19 protein-coding genes are annotated in these 20,912 nt (G+C 58.4%); 11 read left to right on the forward strand and 8 right to left on the reverse strand.

Going from position 1 to position 20,912, the window contains the following annotated elements; all coding sequences use genetic code 11:
- Positions 1 to 156 precede the first annotated feature (156 nt).
- Positions 157 to 576, forward strand: a complete 420-nt coding sequence (locus VG146_14300) for a response regulator (protein ID HEV2393519.1) — start codon at positions 157 to 159, stop codon at positions 574 to 576.
- Positions 577 to 849: 273 nt separating this feature from the next.
- Here the strand turns inward: VG146_14300 and VG146_14305 are convergent, their stop codons facing one another.
- From VG146_14305 to VG146_14320, 4 genes are all read right to left on the reverse strand, one after another.
- A complete protein-coding gene (locus tag VG146_14305; protein HEV2393520.1) occupies positions 850 to 1,266 on the reverse strand; it encodes a YlbF family regulator in 417 nt (138 codons plus the stop codon).
- Between the two features lie 691 nt (positions 1,267 to 1,957).
- Complete coding sequence (locus tag VG146_14310; protein HEV2393521.1) at positions 1,958 to 3,595, reverse strand: cellulase family glycosylhydrolase; 1,638 nt, start codon at positions 3,593 to 3,595, stop codon at positions 1,958 to 1,960.
- Positions 3,592 to 5,109, reverse strand: a complete 1,518-nt coding sequence (locus VG146_14315; protein ID HEV2393522.1) for a sialate O-acetylesterase — start codon at positions 5,107 to 5,109, stop codon at positions 3,592 to 3,594. The genes VG146_14310 and VG146_14315 overlap by 4 nt, the downstream gene beginning before the upstream one ends.
- Before the next feature lie 64 nt (positions 5,110 to 5,173).
- Positions 5,174 to 6,097, reverse strand: a complete 924-nt coding sequence (locus VG146_14320) for a farnesyl diphosphate synthase (protein HEV2393523.1) — start codon at positions 6,095 to 6,097, stop codon at positions 5,174 to 5,176.
- Here VG146_14320 and VG146_14325 point away from each other — a divergent pair.
- From VG146_14325 to VG146_14355, 7 genes are all read left to right on the forward strand, one after another.
- Positions 6,096 to 6,473, forward strand: a complete 378-nt coding sequence (locus tag VG146_14325; protein HEV2393524.1) for a DNA-directed RNA polymerase subunit omega — start codon at positions 6,096 to 6,098, stop codon at positions 6,471 to 6,473. The genes VG146_14320 and VG146_14325 overlap by 2 nt on opposite strands.
- Before the next feature lie 271 nt (positions 6,474 to 6,744).
- A complete protein-coding gene (smpB, locus tag VG146_14330) occupies positions 6,745 to 7,206 on the forward strand; it encodes an SsrA-binding protein SmpB (GenBank protein HEV2393525.1) in 462 nt (153 codons plus the stop codon).
- 99 nt (positions 7,207 to 7,305) lie between these two features.
- Positions 7,306 to 9,315 (forward strand): type II secretion system protein GspD, encoded by a 2,010-nt coding sequence (locus tag VG146_14335; GenBank protein HEV2393526.1) that lies wholly within the window; start codon positions 7,306 to 7,308, stop codon positions 9,313 to 9,315.
- Positions 9,312 to 11,180, forward strand: a complete 1,869-nt coding sequence (locus VG146_14340) for a hypothetical protein (GenBank protein HEV2393527.1) — start codon at positions 9,312 to 9,314, stop codon at positions 11,178 to 11,180. Before VG146_14335 ends, VG146_14340 begins: the two co-directional genes overlap by 4 nt.
- A gap of 87 nt (positions 11,181 to 11,267) precedes the next feature.
- Positions 11,268 to 12,086 (forward strand): hypothetical protein, encoded by an 819-nt coding sequence (locus VG146_14345; protein ID HEV2393528.1) that lies wholly within the window; start codon positions 11,268 to 11,270, stop codon positions 12,084 to 12,086.
- Between the two features lies 1 nt (position 12,087).
- The gene (locus tag VG146_14350) at positions 12,088 to 12,606 is read left to right on the forward strand and encodes a hypothetical protein (GenBank protein HEV2393529.1); all 519 of its coding nucleotides are present in this window, start codon (positions 12,088 to 12,090) and stop codon (positions 12,604 to 12,606) included.
- Positions 12,603 to 14,363 (forward strand): GspE/PulE family protein, encoded by a 1,761-nt coding sequence (locus VG146_14355; protein HEV2393530.1) that lies wholly within the window; start codon positions 12,603 to 12,605, stop codon positions 14,361 to 14,363. The genes VG146_14350 and VG146_14355 overlap by 4 nt, the downstream gene beginning before the upstream one ends.
- A 201-nt stretch (positions 14,364 to 14,564) precedes the next feature.
- Here VG146_14355 and VG146_14360 read toward each other — a convergent pair whose 3' ends face one another.
- Genes VG146_14360 through VG146_14370 form a run of 3 tightly spaced genes read right to left on the reverse strand, consistent with a single transcriptional unit; the run spans position 14,565 to position 16,280 of the window.
- Entirely contained in the window at positions 14,565 to 15,275 is a 711-nt protein-coding gene (locus VG146_14360) for a DUF1614 domain-containing protein (GenBank protein HEV2393531.1), read from the reverse strand.
- On the reverse strand, positions 15,272 to 15,622 hold the full coding sequence (locus tag VG146_14365) for a DUF2007 domain-containing protein (protein HEV2393532.1): 351 nt from the start codon (positions 15,620 to 15,622) through the stop codon (positions 15,272 to 15,274). The genes VG146_14360 and VG146_14365 overlap by 4 nt, the downstream gene beginning before the upstream one ends.
- Positions 15,623 to 15,674: 52 nt before the next feature.
- Positions 15,675 to 16,280 (reverse strand): isochorismatase family protein, encoded by a 606-nt coding sequence (locus VG146_14370; GenBank protein ID HEV2393533.1) that lies wholly within the window; start codon positions 16,278 to 16,280, stop codon positions 15,675 to 15,677.
- An 89-nt stretch (positions 16,281 to 16,369) separates the two neighbouring features.
- Here VG146_14370 and nuoB point away from each other — a divergent pair, with 89 nt between their 5' ends.
- Positions 16,370 to 16,870 (forward strand): NADH-quinone oxidoreductase subunit NuoB, encoded by a 501-nt coding sequence (gene nuoB, locus VG146_14375; GenBank protein ID HEV2393534.1) that lies wholly within the window; start codon positions 16,370 to 16,372, stop codon positions 16,868 to 16,870.
- Between the two features lie 338 nt (positions 16,871 to 17,208).
- Complete coding sequence (locus tag VG146_14380; GenBank protein HEV2393535.1) at positions 17,209 to 17,829, forward strand: hypothetical protein; 621 nt, start codon at positions 17,209 to 17,211, stop codon at positions 17,827 to 17,829.
- Between the two features lie 99 nt (positions 17,830 to 17,928).
- Here VG146_14380 and VG146_14385 read toward each other — a convergent pair whose 3' ends face one another.
- Positions 17,929 to 19,308: a coproporphyrinogen-III oxidase family protein gene (locus VG146_14385; protein HEV2393536.1), complete on the reverse strand. Its 1,380-nt coding sequence runs from the start codon at positions 19,306 to 19,308 to the stop codon at positions 17,929 to 17,931.
- Positions 19,309 to 19,667: 359 nt separating this feature from the next.
- On the opposite strand from VG146_14385, the gene VG146_14390 reads away from it, so the two are divergent.
- Positions 19,668 to 20,900: an argininosuccinate synthase gene (locus tag VG146_14390; protein HEV2393537.1), complete on the forward strand. Its 1,233-nt coding sequence runs from the start codon at positions 19,668 to 19,670 to the stop codon at positions 20,898 to 20,900.
- Positions 20,901 to 20,912 lie beyond the last annotated feature (12 nt).

Here is a 20,912-nt window from a genome sequence, read left to right on the forward strand (position 1 = left end):
CCAAACTCCACGGCAAAAACTTGACCTGACAGCAACGACTTTCATTGTCCAAGGACTCTAGCAGTCACCGTCCTGCACCTCCCGGTGAAACCCTGGTGATGCTTTCGGTTTTGCCCCGGATTGAAGCCACAGCCAAAGAAGTGTTACCCTGCAGCAATGTCCGCATTGCGGCCAATTCTGATTGCTGAAGATGGAGAAGACGATGCCTTCCTCATCACCAAGGCCCTTGAAGAGATTCAAGTGCCGAACCCCATCCGGCTGGTGCGGAACGGAGCCGACGCCATCACTTACCTGGAGCATCTTGGTAAGGGGCCGCTTTCCTCGGAAATCCCTGCGCTCTTGTTGCTGGACCTTCGAATGCCGGCGAAGGACGGGTTTGATGTGCTCGCCTGGCTCAACCAGCACCCGGCCCTTAAAGCCAGCCTGCCGGCGGTCGTTTTAAGCTCATCTCTGGTTGCCGCTGAGGTAAAGGCGGCCTGCGACCTTGGCGCCCGCGAGTTCGTGGAAAAGCCCCTAGCCTATCACAAACTGAAGGAAGCCCTCCTTTCAGTCAAAGAGAAATGGCTCGATACCTGAGGGCGTGCCGCCTCCACCAAGCCCCGCCTTGTGGAACTGCCGTAAGGAGGCGCTGTTTTCATAGTGCTTCTGCGTGGCTCGGAGCCAAAAGCATCCCGCCGGCTCCTACGATTAAGACGCGCGCTTACGCGCTTACCTGGATATTTCCCGAGCGTGTGCCTATCATTAACACCGGGGCTTTAGCCCGGTGGTGCGCGGCCCTGGCGAGGATCGAGCAGTTTCAACGGCTTCTCGGCCCAATGAGACGCGAAATCGAGTATGAAATGTCCAGGCTTAGTGATGGCAGCCGCAGCCTTCATGGCCGCAGCCGCCGCCGCTGAGTTCCTCTGGCGTGGGCAGGCGCCCTAATTCCAGGGTCTTGTTCACGTATTGGTGGACCGATTGCTGGACCTGCTGCAGCTCCTCCTGCGCATCGAAAAACCCGCGCGCCACCGGGTTGCGCATCAGTTCGTCCCGGTGCTGTTCGAAATCGGCAATCTCCTCACCGCTCAGCGGCATGGAGGCCTGCTGCTTTTGCTGAAGCGCCTGGCCCTTGCTCACCAGCCCATCATATTGCGAGCGCACCTGGTCGTCGCCCATAAAGGTGTCAATCCGCTGCCGGATGGATTGCATGTTGGGCTGGTCCAGTATCGTCTGGCAGAGTTCGCGCGTCTTTTGCGCCACAGGGGTTTCTTCGATTGTCGTTTGCATAAATGTTCTTCTTTGCCTGGCGCGGGCATCTCTGCCAATTGGCGCGCACCTGTTTTCCATACACCACTGGGCCGCCAAACGCAAACCATGCCAAAATTTCCAAATCTTCAGCGGAATTGATACTAAGAAATTTAAGGACATTATATTCCCGTCGCGTAGCGAGGATCTCCTGTGGAAGGGGTGTCTCGGCTGGCCACAAGAACCCCTTCAACATCGGTCTGGAGGCGACGTCCAATTGTCTCCCACCCAAAGCCCCACAAAATAAAGAGACCGGAGACAACCCGCACCACGCGTTCCGCTTCATGGCGACATAGCCGCTCTCTAGCCCTGGCTCACGGACGACGCTCCTTCACCGGCTCCGGAACCTACAGGCGGCTCCGCCGGACCGGCCCCAGCGTGAGCGCCCGGTTCGGCGGCATCTTTTCCATCGTGAATAAGATAGGGGGAGCGTCGCAACCTGAAACACGACCTTCCGGGTCATGGACGACCGTTGCTCGGCTTTTTCGCGTAAGAACCCGGTGCAAATCGGGGTCCAGGACTCGCAATCGCTCGATTGAAGAACTACACAGCTTAACAAAATCCGCATCTCCCCACACCGAGAGCTTGCCCGCTCGGACATGGCGAAGCCTCTCTTCCTTGGCAGCCAGGCGGAACGCCAGGAAAAGCAAAGGAAAAACCGCCTCACCAGGGGCTACTCTAAACCGAGCCAATCGAAACAGACGACCCCGCGCGTTACCTGAAGTTTCAGCCGGTTCGCCCCATCCAACAAATCAACCGGTTCCAATTTCAGTTCCACCCAGTCGTTGCCCTCCACATTGACCTTCTGGGCCTTGCCGTTTACCAACAAATCGAAACTTGCCGGCAGTCTCTCTGCCCTGACACGAACGGTTACCTGGAAGGCTCTTCCTTGCTGGCTGTTCGCCATATATCCGGCCCACTCGTCCGGCCCCAGCCGGATGCCCTGGCCGGATTGGCGGCGCCTGCCGCCTCCATCAATTTCTTCAACCGGCACCGGTTCCGATGCGCGGTAATTTCTGGCCTTTTGCGACGGGTCCTTGACGAAATAAGATTTGCCCGGCCCTTCGTGTCCGTAATTCTCTGCCTCGATCTTTCCGGGGACCCGCCGGAACAGGGCGTTCACCACATCAGGGTAGTACACACAGTTCTCGAGCCGGATATTCTTCAGCAAGCCGTCGAAGGCCTTTTGGGAAGTCTCTTTGGAAGGCGTGGCCGCGCCTGGCCGCGAAGACGCCGTCACCGTTTCCCAATTTTCTGGCGCTTTGATCGAATAAGGGGCGTTCCTGGCGTCGAGCTTTTTCCAGGGCCAGAACGACCAGCCCACGTTGTTGGCCTCGAAATAATCCGTGGTGGCCCAGTAAATGGCGTCGTCCCTTTCACCGGTTTCGCCTGCCCAAATTGGGGTTCCAAAGCGCTTGCGATAATCCAGGTATTGGTTGATGCCCTTCAGCCTGGCGGGCCGGTCCCAGCAATAGTAATGAAACTGGTAAACCAAGTTGTCATCAAACGGGCCGGTGAATACCGACCACTCGTTCGCCCAGTCCGCCCCCTCGATGGTAATCGTATGCCGCTTATCCACCTTGCGGATGGCCGCCGTTATCCGGCGATATAACGGTTCTAGGTCCTGTTTGAATTTGGCCGCCGCCCCCGTGCGCTCCGGCAGCGGCTCGTTCAGCAAGTCGTAGGCGGCCACCGCCGGCTCGTCTTTATACTGGGTCGCTATCTTGACCCAGAGATTCACCAGGAGGTCCTGGTTCTTGCTGTCCATAAAGAGCCGCGGCTGGTCATCGGCGCTGTCGTCAATATTGGCCCCCGTCTGACCGCCGGGCGCTGCGTGCATATCAATGATCACATAAACCCCCGCTTCTTTACACCAGCCAACCAGGTTCTCGAGCAGCTCGAATCCCTCTGGGCGGTACGTCGGATTTACACCTTCAGTCAAAAGCAACCGTGCATTGAGAACGGCCCGCACCGAATTGAATCCGACCGCCGCGATTTTCTGGATATCGGCCTGGGTAATGTACTCGCGCCGATACTCCGACCAAAACCGCGCGGCCCCCTCGGGGCCGAGCAGGTCGCGAATCAGTTTCTCGATCGTGCGCGGGCGGTCGGCTTCTTTTCCGAATTTCCACATATAGCCCTCCGGCAGCAGCCAGTTGCCCAGCCCGACCCCGCGCAGCATGATTTTGTGGCCTTGTTCGTCAACAATGTCCTGCCCCTGGGTATGAAGAAAACCCGTCGCGCTGAGGTTTGCGGCCGAGCACAGGACGAATGCTGCAATAAAGCGGAGGACTTGAAAGGAAGGTCTCACTTTTTGCCTTGGGTCGTCAGACGCCAATCATCAGTGCGAAACGGGACAGCAGGCAGCCCGACGCGGTTGTAAAGATTGCACACCGGATCGATGTCCCAGGCATAGCGCACCGCCACTGGGTTGGGGACATCGGGAGAGGAGACTACCACGGTGTTGCCCGCAATGACGGCATTGGCCCAGACAAAGTGGTGATCCTCACCGGCAACGGCGAAGCCCTTCAAGTCATCACCGTGCGCGACCAGACCGCCATCGACGTGATCGAATTTGAGCCGGACACGGCTCCCGTCCTTTTTCATACCTTTGTACCATGGGCCTGCATACTCGATTCTTCTTCCGTAGGTTGTTGCCAGGGCGCAAAGGGCCAGACGCCGGCCCACCTCCGCCTTGTTCTTGGGATGAATGTCCTTGGCATTGCCGATATCGATCGCCACGGCCAAGCCGCAATGGAGCGCGTTGCGCGCCGTCAGGGCCTGGGCTTCGCGCAATTCGGCCCAATCATTGTCCCGCGGCTCGGAGTTAGTGGCCTGGAAGGCGGCTAATTGAACGATGTAAAATGGAAAAGCCTTTTCGTCAAAGCCCCTGCGCCAATCCTGTATCAACGCCGGCAGTAACGCGCGATATTGATACGCCCGGCCCGCATTCGACTCGCCCTGATACCAAATGGCCCCTCGAATCGCAAAGGGCTGCAGCGGCGCAATCATCCCGTTATACAGGACGGTCACAATGTTGGGATTCTTTTTCGAGCCTTCCGCTGTTGTGTCCATCTGCGACTCTTTTTCAAGGCGATTATCGAAATCGCCCAACGGTTTGAGGCCCTCGGCGCTTGTCCAGGCCTCCGCCACAGTCCCGCCCCACGAACTATGAATTAACCCAATCGGCACGCCCAGCTCCCGGTGCAACTCGCGTCCGAAGAAAAAGCCCGCTGCGGAAAAGCCGTTCCAAACGCCCTGCATGATGTTGGACGGGCTGCACGGCAGCCAGTGGCATGACGCCGAGCGGACAGGCTGGACCGCAATCAGGCGCGGAACGGTTAGCAGCCGAATCTCGGGAAAATTTGCGGTGGCGATGTCATCCGGGACATTGCAATTGCCAATGCCCATTTCCATGTTGGATTGGCCTGTGCAAAGCCAGACATCTCCTACAAGCACGTCTTCGACCTTCACCGTCCCTTCAGCGCCCGAACTGCCGATGGTCAACTCCCGCGGCTCGGTGGAGGCTTTGAGCTTATCGAGATGGACCATCCATTTGCCGTCCGCGTCCGCCACTGCGGTTTTTGTCTGGCCGGCGAATTGCACGGTGACCTTTGTGCCCGGGCTGGCCCAGCCCCACACCGGCGCCTTCATCCCACGCTGTAGGACCATGTGGTCCGAAAACAGCGGATGTACAAAGGGCCGCTCTGTTTCAGGCGCTGCGTTGAGGGCGTTTGGGAACAGAGCCAGGACGCACACCAGCGCCAGCAAAGCTCCAGGGGTATTGATTCTACAGAAACCTCTCTTTTGAACTAACTCGCGCATTTTCATCGTTGCGATTGATGCCTGGAACCCGCAGGAATTGCAAAGGAAATACTGCGGCTGCAATTCACCGATCCCGCCTGAGAAGGAAATCGGCTAGGGCCTCCAGGGCGGCGGCCTTGCCGCGAAAAGGCTTCAGGGCAGAGAAGGCGCGATTTGTAAGTGTTTGAGCGATTCGCCGGGAGCGTTCGATGCCGACGATAGATGGATAAGTCGCCTTTTGCGCCTTGGTATCCTTGCCTGCAGTTTTGCCCAACTGCTCGCTGGTCTGGGTAACATCCAGGATGTCGTCAATGACCTGAAAGGCCAAGCCGACGTGATAGCCGAAATCGGTTAATGTTTTGAGTTGGGCAGCGGTGCAATTGGCGCTCATGCCTCCCAGGCGGACCGCGCAGCAAAGCAGAGCGGAGGTTTTGCGCTCATGAATATAGCGCAGGTGAGCGGCGGAGATGGCCCTGCCTTCGGCTTCCAGATCGGCCACCTGGCCGGCGATCAACTGAAGGGAGCCGGCTGCCCGGGCCAGTTCAAGCAGAAGCGCCTGGTGGGGATAACGTGGCCAGCCTTTGGATTGCGCCGCGATTTCGAAGGCCTGCGTCAATAGCGCATCCCCAGCCAGAACGGCTATCCCTTCACCGAAGACCTTGTGATTGGTGAGTTTGCCGCGGCGATAATCATCGTTATCCATCGCCGGCAAATCATCATGGACAAGAGAATAGGTGTGGATGCACTCGACGGCGCAGGCCAGCGGCATTGCTTCGGTCTCTTTGCCGCCGCAAGCGCCGGCGGCTGCCAGACAGAGGGCGGGGCGGATGCGCTTGCCGCCCGCGAAGAGCGAATAGCGCATGGCCTTGTGGATAGTCGCCGGGCGGGTGAATGCCTTGGGCAGAAACCAGTCGAGGGCGGCATTGACGGCGGCAGTCCGGCCAGCCAAAAACCCTTGCAAATCAAAGCCGTTAGCCGATTGTTCCTTTTTTTTGGCGCCTGCAGGCATGGGCCGTTTTGTAAAGAAGCCGATTGCCCTGCGCAAGGAAGATTTGCCGATTTTTGGTATTGCTTTTGCTGCCCAAACTATTAATATACCCCGCTCGATTCGATTCGACCTTGGAAACGCCTTGAACGCTGAACTAACAAAAAAAGCATTGGAGAAAGTTGGCAATCCCAACGTTCTGGTCAACCTCATCTCCCGCAGGGTGCGGCAACTCAACTCCGGCTCCGGCGGCTTGAGCCGCCCTTTGGTGGCCGAGACCGGCAACCTGGGAGCCGCTGATATCGCCTTGCTGGAAATCATCGAGGATAAAATGGGATTCGAGATGCCCGAGATAACTGCTCTGACACGGCCAGTGGGCAAAAAACGCAAGAAGCATTAGGAGGTCCGGCAGCAGCGGCTCATAGGCTGTGCATAGACTACAGGGAGGGACCCCTCTCCCCGGGCCCTCTCCCCTCCCGCTGCGACGGCGCGACAGCGCGGCGAGTCGGAAGGGGAGAGGGAGAAGCATCGGCAGATTAACGATGTAGTTCCTATTAGGGACTCCTCAGGTATTTTAAGCAGCCTGCAAGGGCTCGGCTCTCTCTGTGCTTCGAGGAGGATTGAAGAAGTTCCTGAAATTTATTAGTTATCCATTTTAGCAGCGGCGCCATATGGCCGACATCCTCACCAATTCAAAAGCACGCCGGGACTACCATCTCCTCGATACATTCGAGGCAGGCATCGTCTTGCACGGAACCGAAGTGAAGGCATTGCGGGCGGGCAAAGGCCAAATTCGGGATGCGTTCGCGCGCGTGGAGAATGGCGAGGTTTATCTTCACAATGCCCATATCGAGGAGTACTCGCACGGGAACTTGCAAAACCACGAACCCAAGGCCGTTCGGAAGCTGCTTCTTCACAAATCCGAAATCCGCAAGCTCTTTGAGTTGGCGGCGGTAAAGGGCAATGCCCTGGTGCCCCTCTCGTTCTATTGGAAGAACGGAAAAGTGAAAGTGGCGCTGGCGGTCGGCAAAGGCAAAGCCCAGTTCGATAAGCGCGAAGACCTGAAGAAGCGGCAGGCAGACCTGGAATTGAAGCGGGCGATGATGAAGCCAGGACGGAGCCGGAGCGGTTGAAACGGTCTTTCTTCACTTTTCTTCGATTTTCAGAAAAAACAGTTGCCAAAGGGTGCTGCCCCTGAATTTAATATGACAGTTCTTCGTCATTTTTTTTCCATGCTTTTACGACGACGGCCGACCACCACCAGACGGGCCGCAGCGACGCTGCTGCTGCTCGCTTTGAATGCCTGCCAACATACCCCGCCGCAAGCCCCTCCGCCGGCCCAGCATGAGCAGGTGAAGTATAGCGAGAACTACGACCCGCAGGTAAAGGAAATCATGGCTCTGGCAAACCAGAACCAGTGGGAAGAGGCCGAGAGGAAAGCCGATGCGCTCAAGGCCGTAGCCCCCCAGAATCCGATTGTGGCACGCGTACAGACCTGGATCCAACAACAAGCCCAGCAGCGCCGAGCTCAGGCGCTGGAAGACAAAATCCGCACGATTGACGCCAAGAACTCCGTTTTTAACCCCACGCCCAAAAGCCTGCTAACGGAGCAAAAAGACCGCGGGCTGCCGGCGCGCAAAGATGTGCGCGACGCGGTGGATGCAATCGAGAACACACCCTATGTCCCCGATACCTACGGCAAGACCGTCCATGAAGAAGGGCCGCTGTTCGATTTCGAAAGCACCAAAGGCCGCATGGCCAAGGTGCTTGAAAAGGAGGTCTCGATTCACCTGGATAACGTCCCGCTGGAAACTATTTTAATCAACCTTAGCCAAAGCTCCGGGGTCAACATCGTTGCCGACAAATCGCTTCCGGCCCTCAAGCAGGTCTTGAGCGTCAATCTGGACAAGGTCAAATTGAGCGAGTTCTTCCGCTATGTCGCCCGTAATTATGACCTGCAATTCCAGGTAGGCGACGAGTTGGTCTGGGTGGTGGATGGCAAAGACCCCAAGAAGCTCATGGAGGAAACGCGCTTTTACAAGCTGCGCAAAGGATTCGTGTTGCCGGCGGAATTTGGCGCGCCAGAGGTCACAAAGCAGGAGGTGATGGCTAACAACGTAAAGACCACGACCGAAACGCAGCAATTCAGGAAATTTGTGAACGACGAGGCGCCGGTCTCTCCCTCGCTCGAGAGTGCAATCAAAGAGCTGTTTACCGGCTCGAAATACATGATCGATTACGAGCGCAACCTGGTTGTCGCCCGGGGCACGCCCGAGCAACTGGATGTGATGGAATCGATCATCAAGGAGTTCGATAAACCCATACAGCAGGTCTTGATTGAAGCCCGGTTCGTCACCATTTCCAAGCCCGCCTTCATGCAATTGGGGGTCTTGTGGGAATCGGACCGCCAAAGCCCCAGCGCCGGCGTCCAGGCCACGACCGTTCCGCAGGACTTTACCGGGCTCATAAGCGGCCAGAATTTTCCCAGCAGTATCAGCCAGAATCCGGCGTTAACCGGCGTCAATCCCGCCGTGGGCATTGGGATTCAAAATGCGTTCACTAAAGTCTTTGGAGCCCAAAACCTCAGCGCCACACTCAGCGCCCTGGAACAGAGCGGGGAGAGCCAGACCTTGAGCGCGCCGCGCCTGACGGTTCTGAATAATCGTCCAGCCTCCATCAGTGACGGCCTGGTCCAATATTATTATGAGGAATACACGGTGGCAGTCACTTCCCAGCAATACTATCAGTCCTCAAGTTGGGTGCCCAGCGGCAAACCGACAAAGATTACCGCCGGCCCGGTCCTCAACGTCCTGGCAAGCATCAGCGGGGACGGCTCAAGCATCCTCCTGGCGTTGAATCCTGTCGTCAATACCGACGTGCAACTGGTCAAATACGCCACTCTCAGCCAATACGGGGTCGGCACCAATGTCGAGAGCACCTTCGATATCAAACTGCCGCAGTACCGAACGGAGGAGATTTCGACGCGTGTCGTGGTTAAATCGGGTGAAACGGTTGTAATGGGGGGTGTCCTGGAACGTGAACGCTCGACCTATGTCGAATCGGTGCCGGTCCTTGGAGACCTTCCCCTGCTGGGCCCCCTGTTCCGCCGCCGAACCGAAATCGATACTCCCCGATACCTGCTTATCTTCGTCACTGCCACCATCGTGAAGGATAACGGCGAATTCCTCGTGTATGACGACAAGGCTCCCGCCGCCACCAATTCAGTGGCCAGTCCGAAATGAGCCGCTCGTCCAGCCCCCCCCAATGGCCGCGTCTGCGCCTGGTCACTCAGCGGGTGCTGGCTATCGACGCAGGCAGCCGCCGCATTAAACTGCTCCTGGCCGACAGCCATTTTGGCCGGTTTCGAGTTCGCAAGCAGGAGCTGCTGGATTTGCACGCGGAGGGATTGGTCTCGGCTGAGGAGACCAAAAGCCATCTTCATGAATTGCTGGATGACTGGGGGTGTCCGCCGCTGGCCCTGGTGTTGCCCCAGCACCTCTGCATCTCCCAGGTGGTCGATCTGCCGCTGGCCCCGGAAAGCGAAGTAGATAAGCTCATCGCTGATGAATCCATTAAGCTCAGCGGTGTCAGTGAGAGCCGGATTGTCTATGATTTTGTCCCCAACAAAACAACGGCCAAGAACCGGCAGCAATTCTGGGTCACCCTCTCCCGGGAAGGGGAAATCCGGGAGCGCATCAGCGCTCTTGACCTCGAGCCGGAAGAGCTATGCGACCTGACGACCACTGCCAACGCGTTGATAGCCGCCTTCCGGGTGGCCTGTCCCGCGTGCTCCCGCGCCGTGCTGGTGCATGCCGGGGCCCAAACAACGGTGCTGGTCATCCTGGTTGCGGGCCAGGGGGCCTTTGCTTCCAGTTTCCAGATGGGGGGCGATTTTTTCACACGGGCACTGGCGCGGCTCAACGATTGCCGCGAAGAAGAGGCCGAGACACTTAAGAAGACCCAGAATCTCTTCAGCGGGCCAAAGGCATCGAGTGAGTTTGCTGCGGTCGTGGATGGCTGGGTTTCGGAACTCAAGCGGCAATTGACTGAATGGTTCCGGGAAAACCCATCCGCCTCCTCTGAATCGTCCGCGTTCGAGCTAATCGCCAGTGGCGGAGTTTTCGACCAGCCGGGTTTGTTGCAATTCCTTAAAGAGCAGGCAGCCCTCGAACTGAAGCCCTGGCCCAAAGGACCGGATGAAAATGAACCGCTTCATGAACCGGGTTTCGAGGTGGCCTTCGGGACAGCCCTTCAGGCCTTGGGCTACAGCCCACAGCCGGTTTCGCTCCTGCCTGAGGATTATCGACTCGCCTGGAAAAAGCGCCAAAGCCGGCAGTATCTGGATGTGGCCAGCCTGGCCCTGGTGGCAGCTTGCGTGCTGTTGCTGGCGTTGGGCACCTGGCATAAGCTCTCGCTCATCGATACCAAAACCGCTCTGCTGGCAAAAGTCCAGGCCAGCCAGGTGGCCGTCGATGAAAACGATGCCCTGACGACCGACTTGGCTGCGGAGTATGAGACCCTCAGGCCGGTTTTTGCTGCCCAGCAGAATACCCTGGACACGCTCAAATCTCTGGCGTTACTCGAACAATCCCGCAGCAATCGCAACCTCTGGTACGTGTTGCTTGCCGACCAGCAAAGCTACTTCAGCCAGCCTGCCTTCCTAACCACCAACCACCCCGTTAAAACCAATCTGCTCTCGTTTGATGCCTCGGCCCCTTTTCCTCTCGGGCTCAAGTCCGCATCGGCGGTGCTCACGAACCTGGTTGCCGCCAAACCGGGATTAATAGCCGAGTTGTGCGTGCCCGGTGATGCCGAAGCCGCTCGGCAGGTCCTCAGCGGCCTGGTCAACAGCCTCAAACGCCAAACCCTCTTTTCCAAGGCGGACCTGCTCTCGGACGACTTGCGCCGCAACCTGGCTGATCCCAAGGTGGTCGTCACCGACCGCGATTACGTCCTCTCGCTCGATTTCGCCGCGAGCGATTTTCAACAACCGGTCCGAATCAAAAGGCCGGCCGCCGGCCTGCCTCGCGCGGGACTTCGCCGCCCGGCGCGCGCGAATGGAGGGGACATCAACGGCGAGGACAATGTAATGGAAGCCATGCCATGATGGAGCAACTCCCAGGCCCATTGGCCCAACGCTCAACCTGTCCGAATCAGGGATAAACCCGGTTCTGCGCGTTCAAACCCGCACACGATGGCGTCTTTCGGTGAATATAAACGGCGGTTGCTCCTTCCGGTGGTTGGGCTGATCCTGGCCGGCTATTACCTGCTGGTTTTTTTGCCTGTCTCACGCCATCTGCGCACCCTGGACGGCCCGTTGCAAAAGGCCTGGACGAAGCTGGCGGTTTCCTTGGACCAAACCAACGCCACGACGCTGGATTTCCTCCATATTACAAATCAGCTTAACGAGACACTCCAGGCCCGGGCCATACTGGAAGATACCAAAATGCAGGCGGCCTCGCGCATCGAGCTGAGCCCCGGATTGCGCGCCAAACTCAATACTCCATTTCAGCTCCTCGATTATCAGAATGAGCGCAGCAAACAAATGGATGACCTGGATACCCAGGCCCGGCTCGACAAAATCATCGTCGAACCCTCTGTCTATGCCGGGTTTCCCGAGCATACAGCAGACCTGAAGGAGCCGGTGTTGCTTTGGCCGGCGCTGGCATTTACCGACGACCTCCTTCAAAGCGCGCTGCGCTGCAAGGTCGCTGCCCTGCATTCCCTCGATGTAGCCCTGGCCCTGACCAATTCACCCGCCACGGACACCGCCGGGCGATTAGCCCAGATTCCCATCCAGGTCGAGTTTACCGCTACGGCCCGAGCCGCCGCGCAAGTTATCGAGAGCTTGCCTTTGCGCGCTGAGGAAATTCGCGCCGCCGGTCTGCCCGAGGCGCCTCATGACAAGATGCCTTTATTCATCGACCGCTTAATCATACGGAAGCAGTCCCCCGAAAAGCCCGACGAGGTGCGGGTCTGGCTGCGAGTGGTCGGATTTGTTTTGCGCGATTAATATGTCCCCCTCTTTAGTCCATGCCTTGCGCGGTCGGTGGTTCTCTCTACTGGTCCATCTTGGCCTCTGGGTGCTGTTTTATCTGGCGCTGATCAATCTGGGAGGCAAAACGCCCGATTATCGCGACGCGGCGGCCTCCTCCCAGCCGGCGGATAGTCCTTTGCCAGTCGCCAAACTCGGCTCTCTGTTCTCAACAGCCCAATGGCCAAAAATCCCCGCTTCGACTAACCTCGATAATCCCTTTTACACCCTGTATTTTTTCCCCCAACCGGGACCACCGCCGACGACTCAAAAAATCGAAGTTAGTTACCAGGGGTTTTATCAAACCGGCGACAGCGCGAAATCCGCTGTGATCAAGGTCGCCGATTCCTTTGTCATCGCGTCGCTGGGGATGCGCGTGGTGACCAATTGGTTTGTCGCCGACGCGAGCATGCAAACCCTGACGTTGACGAATCTGACCGCTCAAACCAATCTCCTTCTGTTGAACGCAAAGAAAGAGATTGAAGTGCCGGTCCGATGAGCGTCCAGTCAGCCATTGAGCCTGGCGAGTTGTTGCTGGCGGAAGGCAAAATCAGCAGCCAACAGCTTGATCAGGTCCGCCGCCGCCAACAGCGGCTCAGCCTGCCACAGCATCGCGCCATCCTCGACCTCAACTTCGCCTCCGAAGAAGACACCTGGCGCGCCCTGGCCAAGGCGCACAATTTCGAGTTTGTGGACCCGGTGGCGCTGGACCCCAGCCGCCAAACGCTGGAATTGGTCCCCATCAAGCTCATCTTTCATTACCACCTCCTGCCGCTGGGTCTTGAGGACGATTGCATCACGCTGGCTTTCAGCGAACCTCCGCGCCAGATGGAACAAGGCAACCTGCGCTTGCTTTTAGGCAAACGCTTCAAAATCGTGCTTGCCACCCCGAGCTCGATTCATGCCCTAATCAAAAAGAATTTCGGTCTGGGCGCCGAGACAATCCAAAAGCTGCGCGAGGAACGCGGCGGAGCCGACCTCAACCACGAAATCGTTTTTGACGTGCAGGGAAAGGAGAGCGATTCGGCGCTCGAAGCCACCGTCTCGATGTTTGTGGACCAAATCATTCAGGAAGCGCTGCGCCTCAACGCAACGGATATTCACCTCGAACCTTACGCCAACGCCATCCGGTTGCGTTATCGGGTGGATGGTATTCTTGAATCGGTGCCGGTCCCGGTGGACATGCGTCACTTGCACTCGGCCGTGGTGTCGCGCCTCAAAATAATGGCCGGGTTGAATATCGCCGAGAAACGCCTGCCGCATGACGGGCGGATTGCGATGAAGACCGGCGAGGAAGAATACGATCTGCGCGTCTCGATTCTGCCCACAAAATTCGGAGAGGCGGCCTGCCTTCGCATCCTGGGCCGGCAGAACCTCTTTCTGGACCTGGCCCAGCTTGGCATGGAATCCAACCAGGAACGGGTGTTCTCCCAATTGATTCAGCTTCCCCAAGGCATGGTTCTGCTCACCGGCCCCACCGGCAGCGGCAAGACCACCACTCTTTACACCGCCCTGGCCCAGGCGAACGACGAAAACCGCAAGCTGATCACCTTCGAAGACCCCATTGAATACACCCTCGAGGGCGCCGTGCAAATCCCGGTTCGGGAACAGATCGGCCTTACTTTTGCCACCGGCCTGCGTTCGGTGCTGCGTCACGACCCCGACGTGGTGCTCGTCGGCGAGATTCGTGACTTTGAAACGGCTGAAATAGCCGTCCGCGCCGCACAGACCGGGCACCTGGTCTTTTCCACGTTGCATACCAATGACAGCATCAGCGCCGTAACGCGCCTGCTGGAAATGCGGATTGAGTCGTACCTGATCGCCTCGTCGCTGGTCTGCAGCGTTTCTCAACGCCTGGCCCGGCGCATCTGCCGCCATTGCGCCGAAGAAGACCGGACCATTCCGGATGCGACTCGCGAGGAAATGGCGGCCCAACTCGGCCTTGCGCCGGACCAAATCCGCGCCTGGAAAGGCCGCGGTTGCGTCGAGTGCAACCAAAAAGGCCACCGCGGGCGTGTCGCCATTTACGAGTTTTTCCTGCTCAACCAGGAGATAGGCGACCTCATCCAACCCGGGCTGCGCACGGGCGAACTGCGCGAAGCCGCGCGCAAATACGGCTGGCGCTCGCTCCGGGAGATGGCGTGGCTCAAGGTGCAACAAGGCCTGATTCCCATTTCTGAGCAGGAACGATGGACCCGTGTCATTGATCCCGCCGCCCTCGCCCCCACGAAAGACCAAAAACTCCAGAACACCTGATCCCGATTCGGAGTTCTGCGACGTGCAGGGAGCTAGCATGGGATCAAAACGGAGTGATGGAGTGTTGGAGTAGTGGGTTTCCCATCACTCCAATACTCCGTCACTCCGTCTCGCTCGTTTTCCACGGAATCAGGAAGTCTGAAGCTTCGGGGTGCGCCTTGCCCGGACGCAGCAATGTTGGAACCCCACTCCTACCCTTATCTATGCCCCTGCTACGCGCCGCCGACGGCGCCCGCTCAGGATACCCGCCAAGAGCACGGCCACAATGCCAGTCAGGAAAATGCCGTCGAACTTGCCTGCCCCGCCGATGGAAGCGACCGGCGCGCCCAGCCCGCGGACCTTGTTCAAGTTTAAAAGGTCCGCCCCGATGAGTGTGCCCAAGCTCCCGGCGATATAGGCCAGGGGCGCAGGGTTATATGGCGAGAGGATCAAGGCTATAATAGCGGTAATGATAGGCGGGATGAAAATGGGCACCGCGATTCCTACGCCTTGGACGGGTTTGGCCATCAGGTGAACCACCAATGTGACGACGCCCACAGCCACAAGGCTCTTTTCAAACAACCGGTGTTTGAAAATCAAATAAACCGAAAGTATGAAAGGAATCACCGCCCCGCCCAGGTTGACAGCCAGCACTGTGCCGGGCGAATTCAGGAGGACCGGGACAACGTATTGTACGCCAAAGAAATCGACGACCTCGCCGGCATGCACGTGCTCGCCGGGTAATTGAGCAATAGGGATATTGACATAGCTGCCCAGCAAACAGAGCACCAGCAAGGCGAACATATAGCGCCGGCCCACTCCCATGCTCTCGAAGGCGTATTGGAGGATGCCGATCTGGATTAGCCCGACTATCAGGGCGAATAAAAACCATATCCCCACCAAAAACAGCAGGCCGATTGGGCTATAGATCATTTGGGTTGCTCGGAGCTATCGGCGCCCTCGTTGAGAACCTCCAAGGCCGCCTGGTAATCTTTTGCGGCAACCCGCACGGTCAGGCGTGTTAAGGGAATGATTCCAGAAAAGACTTGCTCGTATTCCTCGGGTATCGTCGCTTCAATGCCCGCTGCTGCCAACCGGTCCACCAGGATGCTTGCCTCCTGGAGGCTGCTGAAGGTGGCAACCACCAGCGGCGCAAGGGCGGGGTCGCGCAAGTCAGGGGCGGGGTCCGGCGCCCGCGCCGCATCAAGGGGCTTGCCGCACCCGGAGCAGGCAATCGCCGCATCGGCGTTCTCTCGCCCGCAATAATTGCATTTCTTCATAACTCAGGTTGCCGCAGTGTCGCTACTGCTCGAGCTATTACAAGGCCGGACTTCATACGGCCTGGTGTTTGGCGCATTCAGGCCATTCCACCAGTTGGAAGGCGAGCGCGCCAAACCGGCGCATCTCTTGCTCGGCGTTGCGGCCATCTTCAGGCCGCAGGTTCACCGCGCGAACAGCGTCTTTCAATAAGAACACCCTGAAACCCTTGTTTAAAGCATCTTTCACTGTGTTCAACACGCAATAATCGGTCGCCAACCCGCCCACGTACAACGTGCCCACTCCCGCCCCGTGCAACCGCTCTTCCAATGCTGTCCCTTCAAACCCCGAATAGGCCTCCTTATCCGGCAGCATTCCTTTTGATATCAGCACCGCGCGCGACGGCAGCCGCAGCGAAGCTGGAAAACCTGCCCCCTCCGTCTCCATCACGCAGTGGACAGGCCATTGGCCGCCTTGGGTCCTAAAAGAACAGTGGTTTGGCGGGTGCCAGTCCCGCGTCGCAAAAATAGGCAAGTGGTCCCGCTCGGCGCCGGCTATGTAACGGTTGAGAACGGGAATGACCTCATCGCCCCCGGGCACGGCCAGCCGGCCTCCGGGCAGGAAATCGTTCTGAACGTCCACAATGACCAGCGCCTCTTTGCCTTGTTCCAATTGGACCATGTTCGGCCTGTATTGGCAGTTCACCCTATTCAATGCACGCTCAAGCAAGAAGTATGTTACTCTATGGTGCTGGGCCGCGCGTCATAAAAATGAAAACTGAACTGGGCTATAATCCAAAAATCGAGGGGGACGTTATTGTGACCCGTTTAGACGCGGTGCTGAACTGGTGCCGTAAGAACTCGCTCTGGCCGATGCCGATGGGTTTGGCCTGTTGCGCCATCGAATTGATGGGCGCCGCCGCCAGCCGATTCGACATCGCCCGGTTTGGCGCTGAAGTCATGCGCTTTTCTCCGCGACAATCCGATGTCATGATTGTGGCCGGCACGGTTTGCTACAAGACGGCCCTGGCTGTGAAGCGGATTTACCAGCAAATGCCCGAGCCAAAGTGGGTCATCGCCATGGGCGCTTGCGCCGCCACCGGCGGTATGTACCGCAGCTACGCCGTATTGCAAGGTGTGGACAAGATTATCCCGGTAGATGTGTATGTAGCGGGTTGTCCGCCGCGCCCCGAGGCCTTGCTGGATGCCCTCATCCGGCTTCAGGAGAAGGTTTCAAAAGAACCGGCTTTGGAAGCCTTAAAAGCGGCTTGATGGACTGCAGTTTAAAACGCCCTAAATCGCCCCTAACGCTGCCCTAACCCGCATATTTCGCAGCCCGGCGGGGGCAGCTCTCATTACCCGCATCTTCGCGCGAAGAGATTCAACAAAACTGACTGTAAAGCGTTCAACTTGGCGCCGATCGGGTTGCTTCGCGCGTGTGCCAGAGCCGCCGACGGTGTGGCCGATTCCTGGCCCGGTTCCCACCGTCGCTACGTCTTTCGGGGGCCAACTGCCCCCGTGAATTGGGCTGGTCTCCCCATTGGTCGTAAGGCCGAAGACAAACAGGTTTAAACAGGAGGAATAGAAGAGTTTAGAAACAAAGGAGAACTATGAAGAATCTGATTGGCGCATTGGCATTGGCGGGGCTGCTTGTGACCTGGACCGCACAAAATTGTGAAGGTCAGGCAGGCGGAGGTGGGGGTGGGGGCGCAGGCGGCGCCGGAGGAGCGGGCGGTGCTGCTGGTGGAACAGCGGCAGGTGGGGCCGCACCAGGGACGGCGGGGCAGGTTGGAACTGGCCCCGGCACGACCATCGGCAATCCCAACACGGGAGTGAACCCAAATACACGGATTATGAACCCCGCTACCAGCATCCCCTCTGGCATAGGGACCAACGGCTTATTGAGTGGCACAAATTTAGGCGCACTAGGGACTAATGTGTTGTCCGGTGGCGTTAGCGCCACAAACTCAGGGTTGCTTGGCACCAACGGGTTGGCAGGCAGCACGAATGCCTTGGGAACCAACAGCCAGATAGGGCCTCCGGGCACCTTCAATAGCGGGGTGGGCGGCGCCCTGGGAAATAGCGTCCAACCCGGCACGGGCGCCGCTGGAACCGGCGGCGGCACCAGCCCGGGTGGCGTCGTGGGCGGGGTTGGCGCCGGGCCCGACGGGATTGGCGCCGGTTACACCAGCAACACAGTTCCGGTGAACCCCGGCGGCTTGGGCCGCTAGAGTCCTGAACCATAAAAGTCGTTGTTTGTCAGATTAACTTTGGGCCGTGGCACGGCGTCTCGCCCGTGGGGCCTCGGACAAGATGCCCGTGCCACGGTCTCATCGCAGAAACTCTTGCGCTGCGGCATCTGCGAATCGCAATCCCAAACGAGTCAACTTGAAATGATCGGGCATGAGCACGCCCCAGCCCTGGTGTTCGAGGCGCTCCATAGCGGTTGCCCATTCCCGCCGCAAGTCCTGGCCTGTCACGCGTCGAAACTCTTCGAAAGGCCAGCCGGCTACCATTCTCAAGCCAAACGCCGCAGTCTCGCCCGCCCGGCGCAGGGGTGATAATTCCTCGGTCGATTCAACCGCCCTCCGGCCTCGTTCGAGCTGCTCGCAATAAAGCGGCGTATTAGCCCAGTTCTTGGTTCGAAGCCCGCGCACATAACTGGTTGCGCTCGGCCCGGCGCCGTAAAACGAGCCGCCACGCCAATAGTTCACATTGTGGCGGCAGGCGTATTGAGGCACGGCGGGCTGGTTAGTCCCGGCGCTTTCCATAGAGCACTTTGGTCTTATTGAGGAGTCCCTAACATGAACTACGTCTTTAATCTGCCGAGGCTTCTCCCTCTCCCCTTCCGAAGGGGAGAGGGGTCCCTCTGTGTGTAGTCCATCCCACGGTCCTCCCAGTATCTCGATTCCGCACCCACTGCTGGCCGGTTCAAAGGATTCCGGCTGCGGATTCTTTTTAAATGCGTCTGGCTTGCCGGCCCGCCGCGCAAAATTTGCCACCTCGTACTGCTCGAATCCGGCTCGCGCGGTTTGTTCCACCAACTCTTCGTACATGGCGCAAGCCAAGTCATCATCCTGGTCGAATTCCCCTGCCTGCAACTGCTGGTAGAGGACCGTGTCTTCCTCATAAATGACTTCATAGCTGGAGAGATGCTCGCTCCCCATGGCCAGCGTCTCTCGCAGCGTATCGCGCCAGGCCCGCAGCGACTGCCCCGGAATCGCAAACATCAGATCGAGATTCACGTTGTCAAAACCCGCCTGGCGCAGGATGTCGTAGGATTTGAAAACCATCTCCGGCGTGTGGATGCGCCCAAGCCGCTCGAGCAAAGCCGCCTCGAGCGATTGAACACCCATCGAAATGCGGTTTACTCCCCAAGCCCGCAAGAGCCTGGCTTTATCCAGCGACACGGTGGCCGGGTTGCATTCGACAGTCCATTCGGATGCCCCAAGCAGCCCCAACCGTTGCATTGCTCCCAGGATTTGCTCCCATTGCCGCACATTGAGCAGCGACGGCGTCCCGCCCCCGAAGAAAACGGTGGCAGGCCTTACATCGGGCGCAATCAACTCCAACTCGCCGATCAGCGCGCGAACATAACGGTTGATAAGCTCGCCGCTCGACGGCTCGGAATAAAAGGCGCAATAGGAACACTTGTGCGCGCAGAACGGCACATGCACATACATGCTGGTGATTGGGGCAGCGGCAGACATCCTAATTACATTAGTGTTGTGTGGGCCAAAGCGCCATCCAATTATCCCGAAGGTCGTAACGCCTCAGTGACTACGGGGCTGCCGGCTGAAGCCGGCGTTCCGGACGCGCGGAACGCCGCCTTTAGGCGGCAGCGCCCGCCGTCACTAACCGATTACCGAAGGTCCACCTGGACACGGCCAGGGACAAAGTCGGTACAAAGGGCTTGCGGCCATACCGCCGGTTGGGCTGGCTGACAGTCTGCCCCCCTCTCCTCCCTTGGAGGAGAGGGCCGGGGAGAGGAGGCCCTTTACCTCGCCGCACGCCCAGGCGCCTTAACGTTTTATTGCGTTTCGGGCCGCTTCGCTTAAGTTGCGCGATCATGAAAATTGTCTTGGCATATTCAGGCGGGCTGGACACCTCGGTTATTTTGTCCTGGCTCAAGGAAAAGTATGACGCGGAGATTATCGCCTTCTGCGCCAATATCGGCCAGGAGGAGGAACTCAAAGGCTTGGAAGCCAAGGCGAAAAAGACCGGGGCGTCCAAGTGCTACATCGTCGATCTCCAGGAGGAATTCGCCCGCGATTTCATTTTCCCAATGATGCAGGCCGAGGCGGTTTACGAGGGCCAGTACTTTCTGGGGACCAGCATCGCCCGGCCACTTATCGCCAAGGGTATGATCGAAGTCGCTCGCAAAGAAAAGGCGGGCGCCCTGGCCCATGGCGCAACGGGCAAAGGCAACGACCAGGTCCGCTTCGAACTCACCGCTGCGGCCCTCGCGCCCCAATTGCAGGTCATTGCCCCCTGGCGCGACGCCCGGTTCCGGGAGCAATTCCCTGGCCGCGCCGAGATGATTGCCTATTGCGACGAGAAGAAAATCCCGGTGCAGGCCTCGGCAAAGAAGCCTTATTCCATGGACCGTAATCTCCTGCACATCTCCTTTGAGGCGGGCATTCTCGAAGACCCCTGGATGGATGCCTTTGCCCCCGAAAATAAAGACATGTTCAAGCTGAGCGTTGCTCCTGAAGACGCCCCGGACCGCCCTGAGCACGTGACGCTTGATTTTGAGAACGGCAACTGCATCGCCGTCAACGGCAAGAGCCTCACCCCTTTGGGCGTGATGCAAACGCTCAACCGGCTGGGTGGCAAACACGGCATTGGGCGGGTGGATATGGTCGAGAACCGCTACGTCGGGATGAAATCGCGCGGCGTTTATGAGACCCCAGGTGGCGCCATCCTCCACTTCGCCCATCGGCAGATGGAAACCCTCACGATGGACCGCGAGGTGATGCACCTGCGCGATTCACTCATTCCGCGTTATGCCGAGCTGGTCTATTACGGCTATTGGTTCGCTCCCGAACGGCTGGCCTTGCAAGCCTTTGTCAGTGAAAGCCAGAAAAACGTCACGGGCACGGTGCGAGTAAAGCTGTACAAAGGCAACCTCCTGGTCGCTGGCCGCAAATCACCCGTGAGCTTGTATAATCCGGCCATTGCCACCATGGAAGCCGACCCCACCCGCGCCTACAACCAGGACGACGCCACCGGGTTTATCCGGCTCAACGCACTGAGATTGAAGGTGGGCGCCAGCGTTCAGACCAAAAAGCCGAAAGGCTAAAGCCCTGGGCTG

The organism is Verrucomicrobiia bacterium (assembly GCA_035946615.1).
Classification (GTDB): domain Bacteria; phylum Verrucomicrobiota; class Verrucomicrobiia; order Limisphaerales; family UBA8199; genus DASYZB01.